Raw genomic sequence first — 18,496 nt, forward strand, 5'->3', positions numbered from 1 at the left:
TGTGACTTCTAATGTAAATGCAACAAGGGCTTAAAGGCTGCTACAGGGCAGAGAGATCAGCCCCCGATCCGACCGGCTGGGCCGGGTTGCAAGGGAGGAACGGGGGCGGGTGATGACGTTCCCCTTTGGCTTTAGCTTTCCCAGTAGCAATTGTTCCGTCGCCGGTTGATACTCGCTTGCACCTGCATGGGGCGGGGTGGGATCAAAGCCGCACGATGCTTCCGGAAATCAACCTGCATGGTGACGTCGACATCGCCGCGCTGTCACCACTTCTTCGCGGCATGCTTCTTGCTGTTGCCTATGCTGACGGTGAGGGTGGCATAGGATTGACGGCGACCGGCGCCATGAACCGCAAGTTCGTGCATTGGGCCGCTGTGCACTTCCTCTGGCCAGGGTTCACAGCCGAAGATCTCTACAGCATGAACAAGGTGCTCAATGAAAGCGACATGCCGCCGCTTTGGGTCGTGCGCGACATGGCCCGTCATCTGAAGCTTCTTCGCCGGAAAAAGGATGTGCTGCTGCCAACCAGACGCGGCCGGGAGTTTTTGGTGAACCCGCAAGCCTTCTTCGATCTGGTCGCCACGGATTATCTCTATTCGTATGTCCACGCCACCGAACGGGAAGAGGAGGTGCAAGCGCGGTTACGCTGGTGGCGCATGTTCCTCAATCTCCTCAATATCAAAGCCAGAGAAGGGTGCACGCCAATGGAGGTTGTGAAGATCCTCTATCCAGACCTGGCGCCTCTCTCGGACACCGAAATGACCATAGAAGCCTGGGAGTTGAAATCCGATCTCCAGTATGGCGTCTTCCAACGCTTATGCTGGCTCGGCTTGCTCTATGAGGCACGAGAGGGGCTCACGCTCCTTCAGGACGGATCCTTCCACAAGACGCCACTTTGGGCAGCCTGCCTGCAGTTGGAATCGGATACGCAAAGCGACATCGGCGTGCATTGACGATCTTTATTCCGCCGCTGGCTGCCTCAATAACGCTTTCTCTCGCCGCGCAATCACCTAGGATCATTCATGAAATCCGTCCTCCGCCCCGACTTGCCGTCATTTGTTCACTTCACGCCTGAACACTTCAGCTGGGGTACAGAAACCAAGGCATTTTCTCGGCGTATTGTTCAACTGATCGATCAGTGATCGTATCGATTCATCAGGAACTGACAGGACAGCAGTATCCCTCGGCAGGTAACGCCGAATCCGCCGATTCATGTTCTCGACGGAGCCTTTTTGCCAGGGCGCAGACGGATCGCAGAACCATGCATCGGTTCCCATTCCTTGCTTCAGTCGCCGCCAGGAGACGAATTCAAATCCGCGATCAAACGTCAAACTTTGCCGGGCATGCCTGGGCAGGGGGCTGAGCACGTTGATGAGCCGCTCCATGATCGGCTTGGACTGCCGGTCGTTGTTCTTGAACAGCATGGTGAACCGGCTCGTCCGCTCGACAACCGTTGCCACATTGGCATTGCCCTGAACCCTTTCGAAGATCATGAGATCGGCTTCCCAGTGACCGAATTCCTTGCGATCGTTGATGGCTTCCGGCCGATGTTTGATCGAACACTCATCTGGAAAGACTGGATTCTGCGGCTTGCGAGCATATCGCGGCCGGCGCTTTCTCCGCCGTTCCGGGAGAAGCCGCGCGAGTTGCTGCCGTTGTCCTTCTGGTGAATAGACATACCGGTAGATCGTCTCGTGACAGACGCTTGCCTTGGCCGCTGGTTCGATCTTCAGTCGTCCAGCAATCTGTTCCGGCGACCAGCCGGATTCCAACTTTCCGATCACTTCGTTCCGCAGATCCTCGCGACGAAAGAGCTTGCCGATCCGCCGGCGCCTTTCGCGCGCCATGTCGTTGGCGGTCATCGCCCAGTAGCCCTCGGCATCGGGGAATTCCTGATCGTGCCAGTAGTTGCGTTTGATCTCCCGGGAGATGGTCGCACGGTCCCGGCCGAGGCGTCTGGCGATCTCAGACTGGCTAAACTTCTGATCCAACATCCTGGAAATCGATCGGCGTTCGTCAAAACTCAAATGCGAAAAGGTACGGCTCAAACCATGGCTCCCGAAAAGCAGGCAGCTTAACGCCTTTGTTGCAGTTCGAGATAGAATGTGCCGCGGCTACACCCGTTTGCGGCGTAATCTATCTTATGGAACAGCAGAGCGGTTTTGAAGCTGTTGCTTTTTCGGTTCTAATGACCTTTTAGGACAATCGTCCGAAACCGGCGTGGACGGTCATTTAGCTGTTGCGTTCTCGCGCTACATCGAAGTGTAGCGCGTCGTTTCACCTGCACCGCAACATGCCACTCAATCTCAGTTCGACATCGTTGCCGCCAGCGACGGCTGGTTTGATCAGCGCCGGTTCGTCCGGGAACCTCGGCGTTGCGACTGTCGACACGCCGGACTCATCTTGACGCTTTGCTTGAAAACCGAACCGAAGCGGCGGCAGGTCCTACTCACTCGATTGATCGTCGAATGCGCTGCCCATCCATTGAGAGCGTTGTTATTGACAACAACGCCAGAGTGTTGTTATCAATAACAACATATAGGCTAGACTGATCGAGAAATTGCGAACGGTGATCAATGACAAGACTTATTTTGAGGTCGTGTTATGGCACCTACCCAACCCGGTTCCGGGCAGCATGCACCCGTTCAAGTATTGGCTGGCCTTCGTTGTGAACGGTGAGTGCGTTCTCCGCTACGACAATGAGCGCGGGAAAGGCGATCACCGGCACTTAGGTAACCGCGAAGAACCCATCGAATTTACGTCCCTTGAAGCACTTTACGATGCCTTCCAAGCTGACATGGAAAGGATGCTCAGATGACAACTTTGACTGTGCGCTTGAGTGCCATAGCGGATGCCAAGGCTCGCTTTGTCGAGGCCGGAAGGCGGGCGCTTGCAGGGCAGACAGCAGAGGCCGTACCTTCGGTCAACTTTACCTCCTACGATGACATGCACCGGGTGCTCGCGCCTTCCCGCCTCGCTATCGTCAAGGCGCTCGCGGGACACGGGGCGTTGTCGATCCGCGAGGTCGCGCGTCGGGTCAACCGCGATGTGCAGGCCGTTCATCGTGACGTGACGACGCTCGTCAATGCTGGTGTCATCAACCGGACAGAGAATGGAATCGAGTTTCCCTATGATCGCATTCATTTTGAATACGATGTGAGCGCCGCAGAGTGATGAGGAAGTGTTGGCACTGATCGGCTACGCGCGTTTCCACCCGCGAACAAACCGTCGCCGCACAGCTCGACGCGCTACGCAAGTTCGAGTGTATCCGCATCTTCGAGGAAACCGCCTCGGGCGCGAACCACGATCGGCCGCCGCCCGGTCATCATGCTCCTGGTCCGATCCAGCCTCTTGGACAGGACCATCCTTTACACCTCCGTCACTCGGGCCGTCGAGACCGTGGTTTTGGTCGGGGATCCGGACCTCCTCAACGAGGTCGTCTCCATGGCTCCGAGGAGCCTGGAACGGAACAGTGCCCCGAACTTCGAAACGCCGTAAAAAAGGAACAATGGCCTTGGCACGGCCGCGCTACAGTGCCGTTCACTGTTGCGAATCGTCTCCGCAACAAGAGCAACAAACGCCTCAAAATCGGTACAGCAACACCGAGATAGAGGGCGTGACGTCTTCAGCCCTGCCCTGGCGAGCATTCATCCACTCACTCACTCAGCTACAGGAGCCGAAATTGTACTCTTTGGAACAGGAACGCGGTTTCGCCGGTGTTGCTTTTTTTGTCAAACCGCCGGTTACGCTGTGCGCGGTTCCAAAAAGCAACATAGCGTTCGTTCGCGGATGTCCATGTCGTCGGGATCAGGCATCTGGCATCCCTTCTGAGGTTACGGCCACTCCTCCTCCTGCCAGTCGCGGGCCGCATGGATGACGCGGACGATCACTACTGCCTCGTCCGTGAGCGTGTAAGCGATGACGTAAGGCAAGCCCGTCACTACCTTCTCGTAAGTGCCAGTCACGCGCCCCGGCCTACCGGTGGCGAACTCACTGAGCCTGCTGCCCGCGTCCTCGACGGCGTCAACGACCCGCTCGGCTGCATCCGGATTATCGTCGGCGATGTAGGCGAGGATGTCGAGATAGTCGCGGTGTGCGTCAGCCGACCAGACAACTCTTCTCATCCTTGCGCTTTCTTGCGCCGTGCTTCCGCAATTATCTGGCGGGCTTCAGCTATCGCTTGCTCGTGCGGGACGACGCGGCCAGCCTTCACGTCGGCCAGCCCGCGCTGGATGCCTTCAATAATGGCAAGCTCGCGTTCGACATAGGCCGAGACCGCCTCCCCCGCGAGGAAGGATTTGCTGCGCTTCGTCCCTTCGGCGATCTTTGTCAGCTTGGCCAAGGTGTCTTCCGAAACACGGATCGTCATCGTCGCACTCATGCTACACTCTCCGTTGTGTTTACATGTACACACTATAGTACGGCATGCCGGTTGGGGGTCAAGGCTTGGCTGGCGTTCCCCTGATGACAGCCATCGCATTGGCGTCCTGTCAGCACTTCGGCGACGACCTGCGCGTGACCGGCCTCGCATGCGCGAGCCTAGAGAGGCGGGCTGCCCCCCAGTTCAGCGAGGTATAAAAAGCAACACTCGGCTCTCTCGCCGCTGCAACACTGGCAAAGATGTTGCAGCTTCTTCTCGGACAAATAGCAACAAACGCCTACAAAAGAGCTGCAACAACAGGTTCGAACTCCGGTGGTCGGACGCCGATGTCGCCAAGATCGGTGATTTGGTCGCGCTCGCGGCATTGCTCGATGCTGGAACAGACATTCAGGAACAGGACAAAGGAGCCACGCCTCTCGTTGTCGCGGTGCGTAGCGGCCATGCCGATGCAGCAGAAATTCTGATCAAGCGCGGGGCCGACGTGAACAAGGAGTCCGCACTTGGATTGCCTCTTACCGCTGCCGTTCTGACGGCGTCTCAACGCCGTAGAGCGCGAAATTGCCCTGCATCAGACGGTAAACGTTCGCTCGCTATCTCGAAAGATCGATGGCACCCTCGCCCCGAGGGACTACTGCTCGCGGGCATGCGCTGAGGCGACACGGTTACCGCATCAAAACGAGATCCGCTTTCCAACAGATAATGGGACGATCTTGCTGTCGCCAAAAGCGTTCGCCAGCGCATTCATGGCTCGCCACCCGGTGCAATGGCCCGCAGCGATGGTGACAAGGTCGAATGACGCCAACGCTTCGACCGTCGCCGGGATGATCCGCTCGTTCTGTCCGACAAGATGCAGCCCGCCCACGACGGCATGGAGCGGCACACCGGGTAGACTCGACTTTGCGTGCGTCAGTACATTGATCACGCCCGCATGTGAGCAGGCGCTGAAAATGACCAGGCCTTTCCCGGCAACGTTCACGGCCAGGAAGCGCTCATCCATCATCAGCTCATCCTGCACCCATTCGCTGCCGTCCGTTGACTGCCGATACTGGCCGGGAAATCCCCGTTCGAAAGCGGTCACACGGCGTATCTCGCCGCTCACGTAGGCCGATCCTTCCAATAACAGCTGCGGCTCCCTCGTATTGACCGTGGCTGCGCCGAAGGAGGCAAGTTCTTCCAAGCTGGCCACGTCTTCCATGAGGCGCAACGACCCATCTTGCCGCTTGAGGGCTCGTTTCCCGAACATGTCCGGATGGACGTAGCAGGCGACTGGATTGCCCCCATTGCGGTCCCGGATGAGTTGCAAGGCACAAAGCATCGCTCCGCAATGATCCCAGTGGCCGTGCGATAGAACGATTGCCTCAACACGACCAAGCTCGACGCCAAGCCGCGCGACGTTCTGCTCGAGGACGCGGTCTTCGGGACCGGTGTCGAATAGGATTGTTCTCGTGACGCCTCCGTGATGAATGGTAACGAGACAAGCCAGACCGTGGGCCGCGCAACATAGGCATTTGCCGCCCATGATCCACATCCCACGACGCCGCCGCTCTATGGCCGCGACCTCCGTCTCCACAAATGAAGGCACCGTGGAAAGATTGTCTGTGAGATTGTCGACAAGCACCCGAACCTCGACGCTGTCAACCGCCATTAGCCCGTTCATCAGACCCTCCGTGCCTCGAAATGTCTGTGGGACTGGTTACCAACTGTCTGCGATTTTATCACCGAATGCGCGGTCTCCCAAACAAGGCGTCACGCCCGCGATGACGCCGGCGCGGCGGCCGCAATGACCGACCAAGGAACGCCAGTGCGCTATCTACGCTCGACGTTCGTTCCATCGGAGGAAAGATCCTTCTGTCTCTTCGACGCGCCGACAAAGCGTGATGTCGAGGAAGCGAACAGGCTCGCTGAAATACCCTTGGTCCGAATTACTGAGGGGAAGCACATCACGGCGGAAGACGTCTCGTCGCTGACGCGCAGGACTTCACCAGTGCGCATAGGCGGATGCTTTAGGATCGAGACAGATTTTTGTACTGTGCGGGCTGAGATCTGAGATATTGCGGAGGCGCCGACACCTGCCCTCCAAGAACGGCTACTGCGTGCCAAGGCCAACGAGGGTCGTAGAGCGCGGCACTTGCTATTGCGATGAGATCCGCGTCTCCAGTAGACCCAATCTCCTCAGCCCGAGCAGGCTCCGTTATCAACCCTACGGCGACAACCGGGATCTCAATCTCATTCTTGATGGCCGTGCAAGCGGAACCTGATCTTCCCAGGCGTCCGAACTCAGCGGCCAGCCGTGGCTGAACCCGATGGGATCGCCAGCGCCCCGATCGTTGAAGAAAATTTCTGTACAGACTTTCGTTTGTAGGCTGTGTTTAGACCGCATCTTTCGGATCAGTGCGTGATTGCTTAAAGTTACGCCGCGATGATTGGGCGAGCGTTTCGATGACGAGAGCGGCGAAATTTCCGGCATGGGAGGATATGATTTGAACGAGACTCAACACCTGTGGGAATGGCGCGAGAAGATCGCAAATCTCTACTACGAGGTACGTTCTAGCCCGGACGTGGTTGCTGCCTGGAGGCTTTGGTGCGACACCCGTTCGACCCTGTTTCGCGACCATCCTCAGTCGCCAATTGAGTTGGCGGACCGCAAGACGTTCGAAGGGCCGACGACATTTTCTTATGATCCCTCGTTGCGCTTGACGGTAAAGCTTGTCCCAGTCACTCCGGAACGGATAACCGTCGCAACAGGAGTGGATGGTGACCTGTCGATGCATGCGTTCTCTCGTACAACGGGGCTGGAGGCCAGATTGGGCGGCGAATTAACCCTTTACTGGATTGAGGGGTACGGCGGTGGCGTGTTCCTGCCGTTTGTCGACGCGACCTCAGGGACCGAGACATATGGCGGTGGCCGATATCTCCTCGACACCATCAAGGGAGCGGATCTTGGAGTTGTCCGTCCAGACGGCGCATTGATACTCGATTTCAATTTCTCCTATTTTCCTTCGTGCGCCTATTCTTCCCGCTATGTCTGTCCATTAGCGCCATCGGGCAATCGACTGAAAGGCGCGGTGAGAGCCGGTGAACGGCTACCTGTCTCGAAACGATAAGCGCCGGGGTTAGAGGCCTTGAATCTCCGTAGCCGGGCATTCAGAAGTCGTGACCGTGGGCGTATTTCCGTTTCGAATAAAACCGTTGTGACAGAGATCTTTCACGCGCAACGCAAAGAACTGTATGAGCCGGTTTGAGGCGAGACTTCAGGAGAACGTCGTCGTTAAGTGATGAGTTTGTATCCCGAGGGGCAGCGCGCTGTACGTGATCACGACCATGGAGGAACCATGGCTCCAGATTGGAGGAAACCTACAATCGAGCTTATCGATTTCACAATCCGTGGTGAGCCCGAGGTAGTTGACGTAGAACCCGACGATATGGACAGCTGATTGGAAGCCCCTCGCCTCAGTTATCCCACGAATTGACCGCCGGAACGGTATTTTTTGTTTCCCAAAGGGGAAGAGGCAAGCTGGAATTCCAGCCTGCCCCTAACCTCACCCATACTGGCAAAGAGAGCAGCGAGAGCTTTCTCGGAAGCGATCGACCTCCGGCTGTTGGGGTCACGCTGCCACTTCCTTGGCAAGCGTCGTCTTCACCCTTGGGACCACTTCTTCCCCGAATAGCCTGATGCTCTGGACCAATTTCTCATGCGGCATCGTTCCGATGCTGTATTTCAGCTGGAACCTCTGAATGCCAAGGTTCTCGATAACCGGCGCAAGCTTTGCGGCCACGCTCTCCGGTGAGCCGACATACAGCGAGCCCTGATCGATTTCGGCTTCGTAGTCTCTCTCGCTGACCGGACCCCAGCCCCGTTCACGGCCAATACGATCGCGCATGGCGCGGAAATGCGGCCAGAACTCCGCTTTTGCAGCGGCATCGGTCTCGGCGATATAGCCCGGGGAATGAACACCAACGGGAATTGCCGGATGCTTTAGCTGCTCATTGGCGTTACGATATAGATCGACGAATGGCTTGAAACGATAAGGGCTCCCGCCGATGATGGCTAGCATCATCGGAAGTCCATACTGCGCAGCACGAATGACGGAATCTGGGCTTCCGCCAACGCCTAGCCATGTCTTCAGCGGGCCTTTCTCGACAAGGGGAAACACGCGCTGACCATTCAAAGGCGGCCGCGTCATCCCCGTCCAGCTAAGTGGCTTCTGCTCAAGGAGCTGGGCGAAAAGCTCGACCTTCTCCTCAAACAGCTTGTCGTAGTCGGACAACGAATATCCAAAGAGCGGGAAAGACTCAGTGAAAGACCCCCTGCCCAGGATGACCTCTGCGCGGCCGTTGGACGCTGCGTCGACAGTTGCGAACCGCTGATAAACGCGCACGGGGTCGTCCGAACTCAGCACCGTTACGGCCGAACCCAGCTTGATCCTTTCGGTCACCGTCGCAACGGCCGCAAGAACAGTTTCCGGGCTGGATACCGCGAAATCCTCACGATGGTGTTCGCCAATCCCGAAGAAATCGATCCCAACCTGGTCGGCAGCCACGGCCTCCTTGATGACATTCCGGATGACCTGCGCATACGTTTCAGGCTGGCCGTTGGCGTCGTGTGTCACGTCTCCAAAGGTATCGAGGCCGAATTCTACATTTGACTTTGTCATGCTTGTTGTCCCACAGGCCAAGCCGACGGTAACCGCCGACGCCCAATCGTTTGGATTTTGGGGTCTTAGTTGGGGTGCCGCCTAGTAAAGCGGAATGGCGAAAAACTAGATCGTTATCATCGAAGATATAGAACAGGCTATGCGGCAGCCCCCAAGGTGCGCTTAGCACCTTGGGGTACACGATAGACAGCCTTCAAGCCGAACCGGCGGCCAGAGCTTCCTCGCTGGCTTTCACCACGGCATCTACTGTGATGCCGAACTTGTTGTAGACGTCGGCGATCTTTCCGGATGCACCGAAGCTATGCATACCTACGAACCGACCATTGAATCCGAGATATCGGTCCCAGCTATCCTGGACGGCAGCCTCTACAGCGACCCTCGCAGATCCCGCGCCTCCGAGTACCTTCATCTTGTACTCGGGCGTCTGAGCCTCGAACAATAGTCGGCATGGCATCGAGACGACGGCGGTCCGAATACCTCCGGCCTGCAGCCGATCCCGAGCTTGAACCGCCAGATGGAGTTCTGAGCCGGTCGCCATGATAGTCAGCTGACGCTCGCCGCCTTCCGCTTCCAGCAGCACGTACCCGCCTTTGGCTGACAGGTTTTCGCTTCCAGGGTCCCTGCGCAGCAATGGCATTGGCTGCCGGGACAGGGCGATGAGAGCAGCTCTGCGGGGAGCGTCGAGAATTACTTCCCAGCATTCTGCCGTTTCAATCGGATCACCCGGACGGTAAACAGCGAGCCCTGGGATTGCCCGAAGTGCGGACAGATGCTCGACTGGCTGATGAGTCGGCCCATCTTCGCCCAAGCCGATAGAATCGTGCGTCATCACAAAGATCGAGCGGATTTCCATCATGGCGGCGAGGCGAATGGCAGGTCGCGCGTAATCAGAGAACGTCAGGAACGTGCCGCCGTACGGAATCAATCCCCCGTGAAGGGCGATGCCATTGATCGTGGCGGCCATACCATGCTCGCGGACGCCATAATGGATGTAGGAGCCCGCATACCGACCGGGGGCGATCTCGACCTGGGACTTGGCTTTCGTGTTGTTGGATGGCGTTAGATCGGCTGAACCTCCGATCAGCTCCGGTACGGCCTCGGCCAAGTGATTAAGGACGGTACCACTGGCTTGGCGAGTGGCCATATCCTTCTCGCTTGCCAGCAACTCACTTTTGGCCGCCTCGAGCGCCTTGCGCCAGTCGTGCGGCAACGCACCTTTCATCCGGCGCTCGAATTCCGCGCGGATCTCACCGTTCGCGGTTTGAACGCGTACTGCCCACGCCATCCGCGCGTTTTGCCCCTTTGAGCCAATGGAGCGCCACGCCTCAAGCAGGTCATTTGGAATCTCGAACGGAGGCGAAGACCAGTTCAGGAGCTTTCGTGCCCCCGCAATCTCTTCCTCCCCCGGTGCATCGCTGTGTGCCTTCTGGGTTCCGGCCTTTGTCGGGAAGCCAAAGCCAATGATCGTCTTGCAGGCGATCATCGAGGGTCTGTCGGTGACCTTCCGCGCCTCGATGATCGCTGCCCTGATAGCATCGGTATCGTGTCCGTCGATCTGCAGGACATGCCAGTTGGCCGAACGGAAACGCGCCTGATGGTCATCGGACTCGGCGAGGCTGGTCGCGCCGTCGATGGAAATCGAGTTGTCATCCCAGAAATAGATGAGCTTCCCGAGTTTCAGGTGACCTGCGAGCGCGATGGCTTCTTGGCTGATACCTTCCATTAGGCAACCGTCGCCATGGAAGACGTAGGTGTAATGGTTCGAAAGATCGTCGCCGAACTTTGCGTTCATGATCCGCTCGGCCAGGGCCATGCCGACCCCGTTGGCAAGCCCCTGCCCCAGTGGACCGGTCGTTGTTTCGATGCCTGTCGCGTGATGGTATTCTGGGTGTCCTGCCGTTCGCGAACCGATTTGGCGAAAGTTCTTGATCTCATCGATGGTCATATCCTCGTAGCCGGTCAGATACAGAAGGCTGTAGAGCAGCATCGAGCCATGACCGTTCGAGATCAGGAACCGGTCACGGTCGTACCAGTGAGGGTCGTTGCTATCGAACTTCATGAATTCAGAGAAAAGCACGGCCGCGATGTCTGCCATGCCCATCGGCATGCCGGGGTGACCGCTTTTGGCCCTCTGGACCGCATCCATGGAAAGGAACCGAATGCAGTTGGCGAGCTTGCGGAGGTGGGCGTCTTTGGGCGCGGGAACAGATGCGGTCGTATCGGGCATGGCTATCTCCTAGTTCAGACCGAGTATCTCGCTTGGAGATAGGGCGAGGACGAAGGAGCGACAGAATGGTGACGCGTCAGCGACTATGGGTCACACATCAGAAAGTGGACTGGCTGTCCCCGTAATGTGAAAGCTGGAAGCTACGGGAACAGCCGCTCGGAAAAGCATTCTCAATCTACTTACGCATCTTCGCGGGCTTGCTGTTCACAACCAACGCGACGCCTCTCAGTTTGACCGAGCACCCGCCACGGAAGGCAAATTTCAGCTCGTCGGCTTGCGAACGCTAAGCATCATGCATATGCCGTTCCCGTAAAAATTGAATGCTTGGCAGGATGAGGTGGCGACGCACTGGTCCTGACAGGCACCGAGACTGCCCCGGCGGCGCGTTACTCCGGCTTCCATTGATACCGTTCGGGATGGGCCTTAACCTTGGCTTCCGTAATGCTTCCATCTTTCCGATCGGTGGGATCGACATACATCGCCCTGGCGGCCATCAATGCGATGTAAAGTTCGGCTTCATCGGCGTCGAGGGTCGCTATAAACACGCGCTGTTCATCATCCGCCAGAGCAAGAAACCTCTCGTATTGATCAATCGCCTCGGGTTTGGCGCCGTCTCCAAAAGGCAGCCACTTGAGCCGAAGGCGTTGACGTAGGGTTGCATCCTGCCGCTTCGTGCCTTCGCCATTGATGTGGTAGGTTCTGCCCTTTTCCAAACTCATCTCGGTCAACCGAAGCTTCTCGGAGCTTTGTATGGTAGAACACTCAACGTTTATTCGATAGTGGCTTATCGAGAAGCGCGACAACCGGCCCGTCAGAGGCATCGTTTGCTGGCTGCCCCCCGCTAGGGCGCGGTGCCTTCACCCGTCGTCGACTGCATTGCCATATCGCCCAAGCATGTCACGAAGCCATTGGTTTTCGGCCATTAGTTCTTTTCTTCGCTCGTCAACGCCCGCCGAGCATTTCAACCGGTCTGCCTGCCTAGAATGAACTGGGCGCTTGTCATCGCAAGCAACGCCCGGGCCGACAGGCAAATTGATTCCCCTTCTATCTATTTCTTCACCAAGGACTTCATCACCATCATCCACTCCCCTCGGTTCGGCTTGCACGACGGCGTTATGCTTCCGAGAGTCACTTTCAGAGAACCTAGCCTCGCTTCCGGCCATCAGGTCATCGAGTTCTTGTATCCATAGGTAATATTTCTCCCGCAAAGGATGGTCGTCGGCCAACGAAGTCAGCTTTGTTTGCGCTAAGCGCTTTTTATCTCGATGCAATCGGTTATCGATTTTCACTTCACGTCCACCTCGCTATGCTGAAGCAGAACATAAAGTGAACATGAGCGGCGGTAAAGCTGGAGTCTTGAGCGGATAGTTCAAAGACATCATTCGCTTCGTCACGGTTGAGAATTCCTGCCTGCTTGCCCTGCGCGAGGACCAAGATGCGGTTCGATACTCCGAGAACTTCCTCGAGGTCCGAGCTCACGACGATGACCGCAACACTCTGTTTGGCGAGATCTGCAATGATGTCGTCGATACCCTCGCGCGCGCCGACATCGATGCCCCGGGTGGGTTCGTCGAGGACAACGACCTTCGGATCGCGCATCAACCATTTTGCGATGACGATTTTTTGTTGATTGCCGCCCGACAGGTCGGAGGCTCGACCTCGGCGTCATTCGCCGCGCATCCAGCTCTCTGATCCCGAGCCCGAGTTGAACTCGCCCTAACGCGCGTCAACCGGCTGACCATATTGGTTAAGACTTCTGTATAACTCTAGGGTCGGAATAGGTTTTTGTACTGTGAAGGTTGCGACCGTAGATATTGCGGAGGCGCGGATACCTGACCTCCCAGCTCTGCGGCTGCATGCCAAGGCCAACGAGGGTCGTAGAGTGCGGCCCGTGCAATTGCGACCAGATCCGCGTCACCGGTGGCTACGATCGCCTCAGCTTGCACAGGCTCAGTTATCAAACCAACCGCCACGACCGGGATCTTGATTTCATTCTTGATCGCCCGCGCAAGTGGGACCTGATAGCTTGGTCCCACGGGAATGGCTTGCTTGGCATCCAGCCCGCCGCTCGACACGTGGATCGCGTCGCATCCCCTCGTCTCAAGCTCCTTTGCAAAGACGATCACCTCCGCCAGTTCCAGACCCCCTTCGACCCAATCCGTCGCCGAAACCCTCATCGTCACGGGCCTGCCCGCCGGAAATGCAGTCCTAACGGCATCGAAGACTTCCAAAGGAAAGCGCATTCGATTTTCGATCGACCCGCCATAGTCGTCGGTTCGCCGATTGGACAACGGTGAAAGGAATTGATGCAGAAGATAGCCATGCGCACCGTGGATCTGGACAGCGTCGATGCCGATACTGGCAGCACGTTTTGCCGACGCGACGAATGCGTCGCGAACACGCTTTAGTCCCTCCTGATCGAGCGCCGTAGGCGGCACGTACTCCTGAAGGAATGCCACGCCAGAAGGCGCTTCAGTTTGCCAACCATTATAGTGGCTTGGCGGGATCTGCTTGCCTCCCAGCCATGGGATATCTGTCGACGCCTTGCGACCGGCGTGGGCAAGCTGAATAGCAATCGGCACATCCGAATATCGGCGCACTCCATCCAGCGTCCGAGCTAGGGCAGCTTCGGTTGCGTCATCGTAGAGACCGACATCCGCGAATGTGATCCGCCCTTCTGGCACTACAGCGGTAGCCTCGATGGTCAGCAAACCCGCGCCGGAGAGCGCAAGCTGCCCCAAGTGGATAAGGTGCCAGTCAGTAGTGCATCCATTCTCCGCTGAGTATTGACACATGGGCGCGATGACGATGCGGTTCGCAAGCTCCAGCCCGGCAACCCGGAAAGGGGAAAACAGAACAGGGTTTGGCATTGGGTCTCCTTGATCAGGGAAATTCCATTTCAAGAGGTCTAATTTCAACGGCTTCCGTTGAGCGGGCTTTTCAATAACATATTGTCTTTGAGTTGCCACTTCCCGGCCGCAGAAATGGCACTCCAGAGTCGACGCTGGCGCTTGGCTCATGGCATTCATATATCTCGCCGCTCCGACGCTATCCCTGCGATCGGTCTGCCGCTGTTCGACAGCTCCACCGCTTGCTAATCATTTCTTGACGATCCACACACTGCGGACCTTCCACGATGAGCTTCCGCTGAAGAGGCCACCATCGACTGCCTCTCGCTTGACGAAATTTCTCAGCATCACTACAAGTTCTAAGGGTATCGCCAACTTGAGATACAGATAGTTCTCTATCCTGGAGGCCCCAATGCGCCGAGTGACTTCTCAAAAAGTTCAAACCCGAAATTTTGAGAAGTTGATGGATCATGCGCACATTAAATTTGGGCATCCTAGCTCATGTGGATGCAGGCAAAACTAGCCTTACGGAACGCCTCCTTTTCGATACAGGTGCAATCGCCAAACTCGGCAGTGTCGATGGCGGCAACACCCAAACAGACAGCCTCGCCATAGAACGACAACGCGGGATAACCATCGCTGCGGCTGTAGTGTCGTTCCGGATGAACGACCTCGACGTCAACCTGATCGACACTCCCGGTCACCCAGATTTCATCGCTGAAGTCGAGCGAATATTGCGGTTGCTCGATGCGGCCATTGTGGTCGTATCGGCCGTCGAAGGCGTACAAGCTCAGACGCGAGTGCTGGTACGCGCCCTGCAGCGACTTGGCATTCCGTTCCTTGTCTTTGTTAACAAGATCGACCGGATGGGAGCGCGTTACCTCGACGTCGTTGCAGACATCGCCAAGCAATTGGCAGTGCGGCCGATAGCGATGATGGAAGCGAGGGATATCGGAAGCCGCGTTGCGTCCGCTGAATCAATCGATGTCAGCCACGATCCGGGTTTTTCGGCCCTTTGCGAGATGCTCACTGTCAATGACGACTGCCTGCTTCGTGACTTCGTTGCTGCTCCGGAGCGGTTGACGCCAGCGCGGCTTACCAAAGCACTGGCAGATCAGGTCGCCAATGGCCTAATTCATCCGGTGTACTGCGGGGTCGCAATGACCGGCACCGGCGTGTCGGAACTCCTCTCAGGAATCGAGACACTTTTGCCCAGCAGAACCCCTTCTCCTGACGGCCCGGTAAAGGGAAGCATCTTTAAAATCGAGCGCGGTTGGGGCGGAGAGAAGCTCGCCTACCTCAACCTGACTTCAGGCACGGTAACCGCGCGTGGACATCTTCAACTGCCAACTGGCAACGCCAAGGTAACGAGCATCCAGGTTTTTGGCGAAGGAAACCTGCATAGACATGAATATGCATGCGCCGGTCAGATCGCCAAGATTGGGGGACTAACCGACGCGCGGATCGGGGATGAAGTTGGAGCAGACGGTCGCTCTTATCTCGAAGGGCAATTCGCGCCACCGACACTGGAGACCCAGGTCTCACCGCAACAACCGTCGGAAAACCGCGCCTTATGGGTTGCCCTGCAACACCTGTCGGAACAAGACCCATTGATCAACCTGCGCACAAATGAAGATGCGAGTGAAATGTATCTGTCGCTTTATGGCGAGGTGCAGAAGGAAGTCATCCAGGCAACGTTACTTGCAGACTACGGAATTAACGCGGTGTTTCAGGAAAGTACGGTCATCCTTGTCGAGCGGGTGATTGGGACTGGAAGCGGACTTGAAGTCATCTTCAAGGAGCCCAACCCCTTTCTTGCAACGATTGGCCTACGGGTCGAGCCACGCCCGGAAGGGACAGGCAACAGTTTCGCGATGGAGGTGGATGTGGGACAAATGCCCGCCGCGTTTTACCGAGCCATCGAGGAGACGGTATCCGAGACCCTAAAGGCTGGCATCCATGGGTGGCAGGTAATCGACTGTCATGTCGCGCTAACTTCGGTCCGACATCACTCGCCGTCGAGCACTGCGGCTGATTTCCGAGGGCTTACACCACTCGTTTTGGCGGCAGCTCTTACTTCCGCGCGAACGATCATCTGCGAGCCCATAGAGCGTTTTCGGCTTGAGGTCCCTGTAACCGCATTACCCAAGGTGCAGGTCGCACTCGCAAAATCAGGAGCATCGACCGAGGAAACGCTGATTGAACGTGGCATCGCCCAATTGCGAGGCATGGTTACCTCCGCTCAGGTGCAGGCTATGCGACGGGTCCTGCCCGGATTATCCGGCGGTGCCGGGGTTTTGGAGAGCGCGTTCGATCATCACAGCCCCATAGCGGTCCGGCCTCGTGCTCGCGCTCGCACGGGCGCAAACCCCTTTGATCGCATCAACTATCTTCGGGCGATCCATTGAGACACTCGCGGGAGCGGACAGTTCTGTTATCAGAGTACTGGAAACAGCCAACTGGTGACGACCAATATGGTCCACCTTGCCAGGGAAGGGGTAGCGATCCCCACACAACGAAGCAGGATCAAAAACTTGGACGCGCTATTTGCCAAATGCGTGTGGTGGAAACCGGGAGCGGTATAACCATATAACATGCTCAAAGCTGCCCTGCGCTCGCGCGCAGGGGTATTGGTTTGTGATGACGCCGCACGGCGGCCCTTGTGGCCTGAGTTCGCCAATCTTCTGAGGTCTCCGATTCGGATCCCTCTTGCATCTATGGCAAAGTGATCCAAGGGGCTAAACGCACCGCCAAGATCAGCCGCCGAGTACAAATCGAGAAAATGCCAGAGAGTTTCGAGCATCCTCGTCCATTTTCGTTTCGTCTGCGCCGTCGGTGAGGTCGCGCCAGACCCTGATATCAGATCCGATCGTTCCACCGGTCTTTACGAAAGGCTCCATGACCACAGCGCCGGTATAGTTGATCTCGCGAAGTGCCAGGCCGACCTCGTGCCAAGGAATTCTTCCTTTACCGGGCACTCGACGGTTGCTTTCACCCGTATGGAAATGTCCGAGCAGCGGGCCGGCGATGCGGATCGCCTCGCCGAAGCTGTCCTCCTCAATGTTCATGTGGAAGGTATCGAGCATCACTTTAACATTCGGCTTCCCGACATCCCTCACGAATGCGACACCCTCTGCGGCGGTGTTGAGAACGTGGTTCTCGAAGCGGTTCAGGACTTCGATGCAGAGGTTAATTCCCAAGTTGGCGGCGAAATCCGCAATGCCGTGAATACCCTCGACGCCGCGAGCCCGGTCGCCCTTTTTGTCGACTGGCTCCGAGTAGTCCACCGGCCAGTAGGAATGCAGCGCGCCGCCGATCGTCTTGATGTCAAGCTTTGCGACGTTTGTAAGCGTTTGCTCGAAGAATGCCTTTCCCGCCTGGCGTACCGCAATGTCCGGTGATGAAAGGTTCTTGGATTTCGAAGGACCGATCCCGGCCGTGAGGACGATGTTATTGTCCGTGGCGGTATGTCTGATTTCTGCCAGTTCGGCGTCGCTGTATTCATTGATATGGTGTGCAGCTACCTCGATGACGTCGAAGCCGAGTTTGGCTACCTTCTCGACGTAAGGGCCGAATTTTGCGCTCCACTCGTGTTCCCAGTAAGAGTAGTAAATTCCGTGTTTCATAGGAGTCTCCAATGTAGTAGATCCCGCCGAATGTCCCTGGCGGGGTTGGCAGTGACGGACCGCAGCTACCTCCGGTCGACCTTTACGGATCAGTTGTTCTCGATGCGGAGGTCCGGCTCGGCGCTTCCCGCTACGATCGCAAGTCCGTTCGGCAGATCGTTCTCTTCGACCTTCCGATTGATCTCCTTCGGATCGAGGCCGTAGTTCCGCCAGCGGTTCTGAAGTCTCTGCCGCAGGTGATCCTCGTCCACGTCGACGAATACCGTGAAGTCGAAAATCTCCTTCAACATGTCCCAGGGCGACTGCCGCGCCAGCAGGTAGTTGCCTTCGCAGACAATGATGTTCGTCGACTGGGGAATTAGATTGCCGCCAGCCCGCGCGATCTCGATAGAGCGGTCGAATACCGGAACGGCAACGACGTCGTCCTCGTTGGCCTTCAAGCGCTTGAGCATGTGACGCAGACCATGGGCATCGAAGGTGTCGATTGCCCCCTTGTAAGGCCGGCGCCCCATCTGCTCCAGGACGACATCGTCATAGTGGTATCCGTCCATCGGAAACAGGGCTGCGTTGAGGTGATGATCCTTGTTGATGATCTCCACGGCGCGCTCCGCGAGCGTGGATTTACCTGAACCGGGTGCGCCCGCTACGGCTATCAGAACTCTCCGACTGTTGCTTTCGTTGAAGCGTTGGACCGCGATCTTCGCGATCTCACGCGCGTTTCCTTCAATCTTGCTCAAGGATTTCCTCCCATTGCCACG

Annotated in this window: 20 protein-coding genes and 3 pseudogenes; 8 read left to right on the top strand and 15 right to left on the bottom strand. The window is 57.1% G+C overall.

The features are described 5' to 3' along the window. The first annotated feature begins 215 nt into the window (after positions 1-215). Positions 216-953: a hypothetical protein gene (locus AS026_RS13240; RefSeq protein ID WP_028744439.1), complete on the top strand. Its 738-nt coding sequence runs from the start codon at positions 216-218 to the stop codon at positions 951-953. A 99-nt stretch (positions 954-1,052) separates the two neighbouring features. Here AS026_RS13240 and AS026_RS13245 read toward each other — a convergent pair whose 3' ends face one another. Then, entirely contained in the window at positions 1,053-2,048 is a 996-nt protein-coding gene (locus AS026_RS13245; protein ID WP_028744438.1) for an IS30 family transposase, read from the bottom strand. Between the two features lie 521 nt (positions 2,049-2,569). On the opposite strand from AS026_RS13245, the gene AS026_RS13250 reads away from it, so the two are divergent. The 3 genes and pseudogenes from AS026_RS13250 to AS026_RS44525 all read left to right on the top strand — a co-directional run. Next, positions 2,570-2,818 (top strand): toxin-antitoxin system TumE family protein, encoded by a 249-nt coding sequence (locus AS026_RS13250; RefSeq protein WP_425349792.1) that lies wholly within the window; start codon positions 2,570-2,572, stop codon positions 2,816-2,818. Next, positions 2,815-3,174, top strand: a complete 360-nt coding sequence (locus tag AS026_RS13255; RefSeq protein WP_062369862.1) for an HVO_A0114 family putative DNA-binding protein — start codon at positions 2,815-2,817, stop codon at positions 3,172-3,174. The genes AS026_RS13250 and AS026_RS13255 overlap by 4 nt, the downstream gene beginning before the upstream one ends. Positions 3,175-3,254: 80 nt before the next feature. Next, positions 3,255-3,611, top strand: a pseudogene (locus AS026_RS44525) (hypothetical protein); the annotation flags it as partial. A gap of 222 nt (positions 3,612-3,833) precedes the next feature. Here the strand turns inward: AS026_RS44525 and AS026_RS13260 are convergent. The 3 genes from AS026_RS13260 to AS026_RS43340 all read right to left on the bottom strand — a co-directional run bounded on the left by AS026_RS13260 (position 3,834) and on the right by AS026_RS43340 (position 4,823). After that, the gene (locus AS026_RS13260) at positions 3,834-4,124 is read right to left on the bottom strand and encodes a type II toxin-antitoxin system RelE/ParE family toxin (RefSeq protein WP_062369863.1); all 291 of its coding nucleotides are present in this window, start codon (positions 4,122-4,124) and stop codon (positions 3,834-3,836) included. Further along, complete coding sequence (locus tag AS026_RS13265) at positions 4,121-4,381, bottom strand: CopG family ribbon-helix-helix protein (RefSeq protein WP_062369864.1); 261 nt, start codon at positions 4,379-4,381, stop codon at positions 4,121-4,123. Before AS026_RS13265 ends, AS026_RS13260 begins: the two co-directional genes overlap by 4 nt. Positions 4,382-4,658: 277 nt before the next feature. Then, the gene (locus AS026_RS43340) at positions 4,659-4,823 is read right to left on the bottom strand and encodes a hypothetical protein (protein ID WP_245307494.1); all 165 of its coding nucleotides are present in this window, start codon (positions 4,821-4,823) and stop codon (positions 4,659-4,661) included. On the opposite strand from AS026_RS43340, the gene AS026_RS43345 reads away from it, so the two are divergent. After that, a complete protein-coding gene (locus AS026_RS43345) occupies positions 4,746-5,033 on the top strand; it encodes an ankyrin repeat domain-containing protein (RefSeq protein ID WP_342587563.1) in 288 nt (95 codons plus the stop codon). The genes AS026_RS43340 and AS026_RS43345 overlap by 78 nt on opposite strands. Positions 5,034-5,051: 18 nt before the next feature. On the opposite strand, the gene AS026_RS13275 is transcribed toward AS026_RS43345, so the two are convergent. Further along, a complete protein-coding gene (locus tag AS026_RS13275; RefSeq protein ID WP_062369866.1) occupies positions 5,052-6,038 on the bottom strand; it encodes an MBL fold metallo-hydrolase in 987 nt (328 codons plus the stop codon). A gap of 57 nt (positions 6,039-6,095) precedes the next feature. On the opposite strand from AS026_RS13275, the gene AS026_RS13280 reads away from it, so the two are divergent. After that, entirely contained in the window at positions 6,096-6,428 is a 333-nt protein-coding gene (locus AS026_RS13280) for a nickel-binding protein (RefSeq protein ID WP_280950884.1), read from the top strand. Here AS026_RS13280 and AS026_RS41205 read toward each other — a convergent pair. Further along, positions 6,385-6,638, bottom strand: a pseudogene (locus AS026_RS41205) (oxidoreductase); the annotation flags it as partial. The gene AS026_RS13280 and the pseudogene AS026_RS41205 overlap by 44 nt on opposite strands. A gap of 208 nt (positions 6,639-6,846) precedes the next feature. Between AS026_RS41205 and AS026_RS13285 the strand changes: the two are divergent. Continuing rightward, positions 6,847-7,485 carry a DUF1684 domain-containing protein gene (locus AS026_RS13285; RefSeq protein ID WP_062369867.1) on the top strand — a complete coding sequence of 213 codons (639 nt, stop codon included), beginning with the start codon at positions 6,847-6,849 and terminating at the stop codon, positions 7,483-7,485. Between the two features lie 501 nt (positions 7,486-7,986). Here the strand turns inward: AS026_RS13285 and AS026_RS13290 are convergent. The 7 genes and pseudogenes from AS026_RS13290 to AS026_RS13315 form a co-directional block, all read right to left on the bottom strand. Then, entirely contained in the window at positions 7,987-9,036 is a 1,050-nt protein-coding gene (locus AS026_RS13290) for an LLM class flavin-dependent oxidoreductase (protein ID WP_062369868.1), read from the bottom strand. A 193-nt stretch (positions 9,037-9,229) separates the two neighbouring features. Beyond that, on the bottom strand, positions 9,230-11,263 hold the full coding sequence (tkt, locus tag AS026_RS13295) for a transketolase (RefSeq protein ID WP_062369869.1): 2,034 nt from the start codon (positions 11,261-11,263) through the stop codon (positions 9,230-9,232). Between the two features lie 261 nt (positions 11,264-11,524). Further along, positions 11,525-11,665, bottom strand: a complete 141-nt coding sequence (locus AS026_RS44530) for a PAN domain-containing protein (protein ID WP_425349793.1) — start codon at positions 11,663-11,665, stop codon at positions 11,525-11,527. Then, entirely contained in the window at positions 11,650-11,991 is a 342-nt protein-coding gene (locus AS026_RS13300) for a hypothetical protein (protein WP_062369870.1), read from the bottom strand. Before AS026_RS13300 ends, AS026_RS44530 begins: the two co-directional genes overlap by 16 nt. Before the next feature lie 129 nt (positions 11,992-12,120). Continuing rightward, on the bottom strand, positions 12,121-12,552 hold the full coding sequence (locus AS026_RS13305) for a hypothetical protein (RefSeq protein WP_062369871.1): 432 nt from the start codon (positions 12,550-12,552) through the stop codon (positions 12,121-12,123). A gap of 85 nt (positions 12,553-12,637) precedes the next feature. Beyond that, positions 12,638-12,916 (bottom strand): annotated as a pseudogene (locus AS026_RS13310) (ATP-binding cassette domain-containing protein); the annotation flags it as partial. Between the two features lie 113 nt (positions 12,917-13,029). Beyond that, positions 13,030-14,133 (bottom strand): NADH:flavin oxidoreductase/NADH oxidase, encoded by a 1,104-nt coding sequence (locus AS026_RS13315; protein WP_062369873.1) that lies wholly within the window; start codon positions 14,131-14,133, stop codon positions 13,030-13,032. A gap of 449 nt (positions 14,134-14,582) precedes the next feature. On the opposite strand from AS026_RS13315, the gene AS026_RS13320 reads away from it, so the two are divergent. Beyond that, positions 14,583-16,520, top strand: coding sequence for an elongation factor G (locus tag AS026_RS13320; RefSeq protein ID WP_062369874.1), 1,938 nt, complete (start codon positions 14,583-14,585; stop codon positions 16,518-16,520). 348 nt (positions 16,521-16,868) lie between these two features. Here AS026_RS13320 and AS026_RS13325 read toward each other — a convergent pair whose 3' ends face one another. Beyond that, positions 16,869-17,738 carry a D-psicose 3-epimerase gene (locus AS026_RS13325; protein ID WP_062369875.1) on the bottom strand — a complete coding sequence of 290 codons (870 nt, stop codon included), beginning with the start codon at positions 17,736-17,738 and terminating at the stop codon, positions 16,869-16,871. A gap of 89 nt (positions 17,739-17,827) precedes the next feature. Continuing rightward, a complete protein-coding gene (locus tag AS026_RS13330; protein WP_062369876.1) occupies positions 17,828-18,475 on the bottom strand; it encodes a nucleoside triphosphate hydrolase in 648 nt (215 codons plus the stop codon). Positions 18,476-18,496: the final 21 nt, after the last annotated feature.

The sequence above is a fragment of the Rhizobium altiplani genome (assembly GCF_001542405.1).
Taxonomy (GTDB): Bacteria; Pseudomonadota; Alphaproteobacteria; order Rhizobiales; family Rhizobiaceae; genus Rhizobium; species Rhizobium altiplani.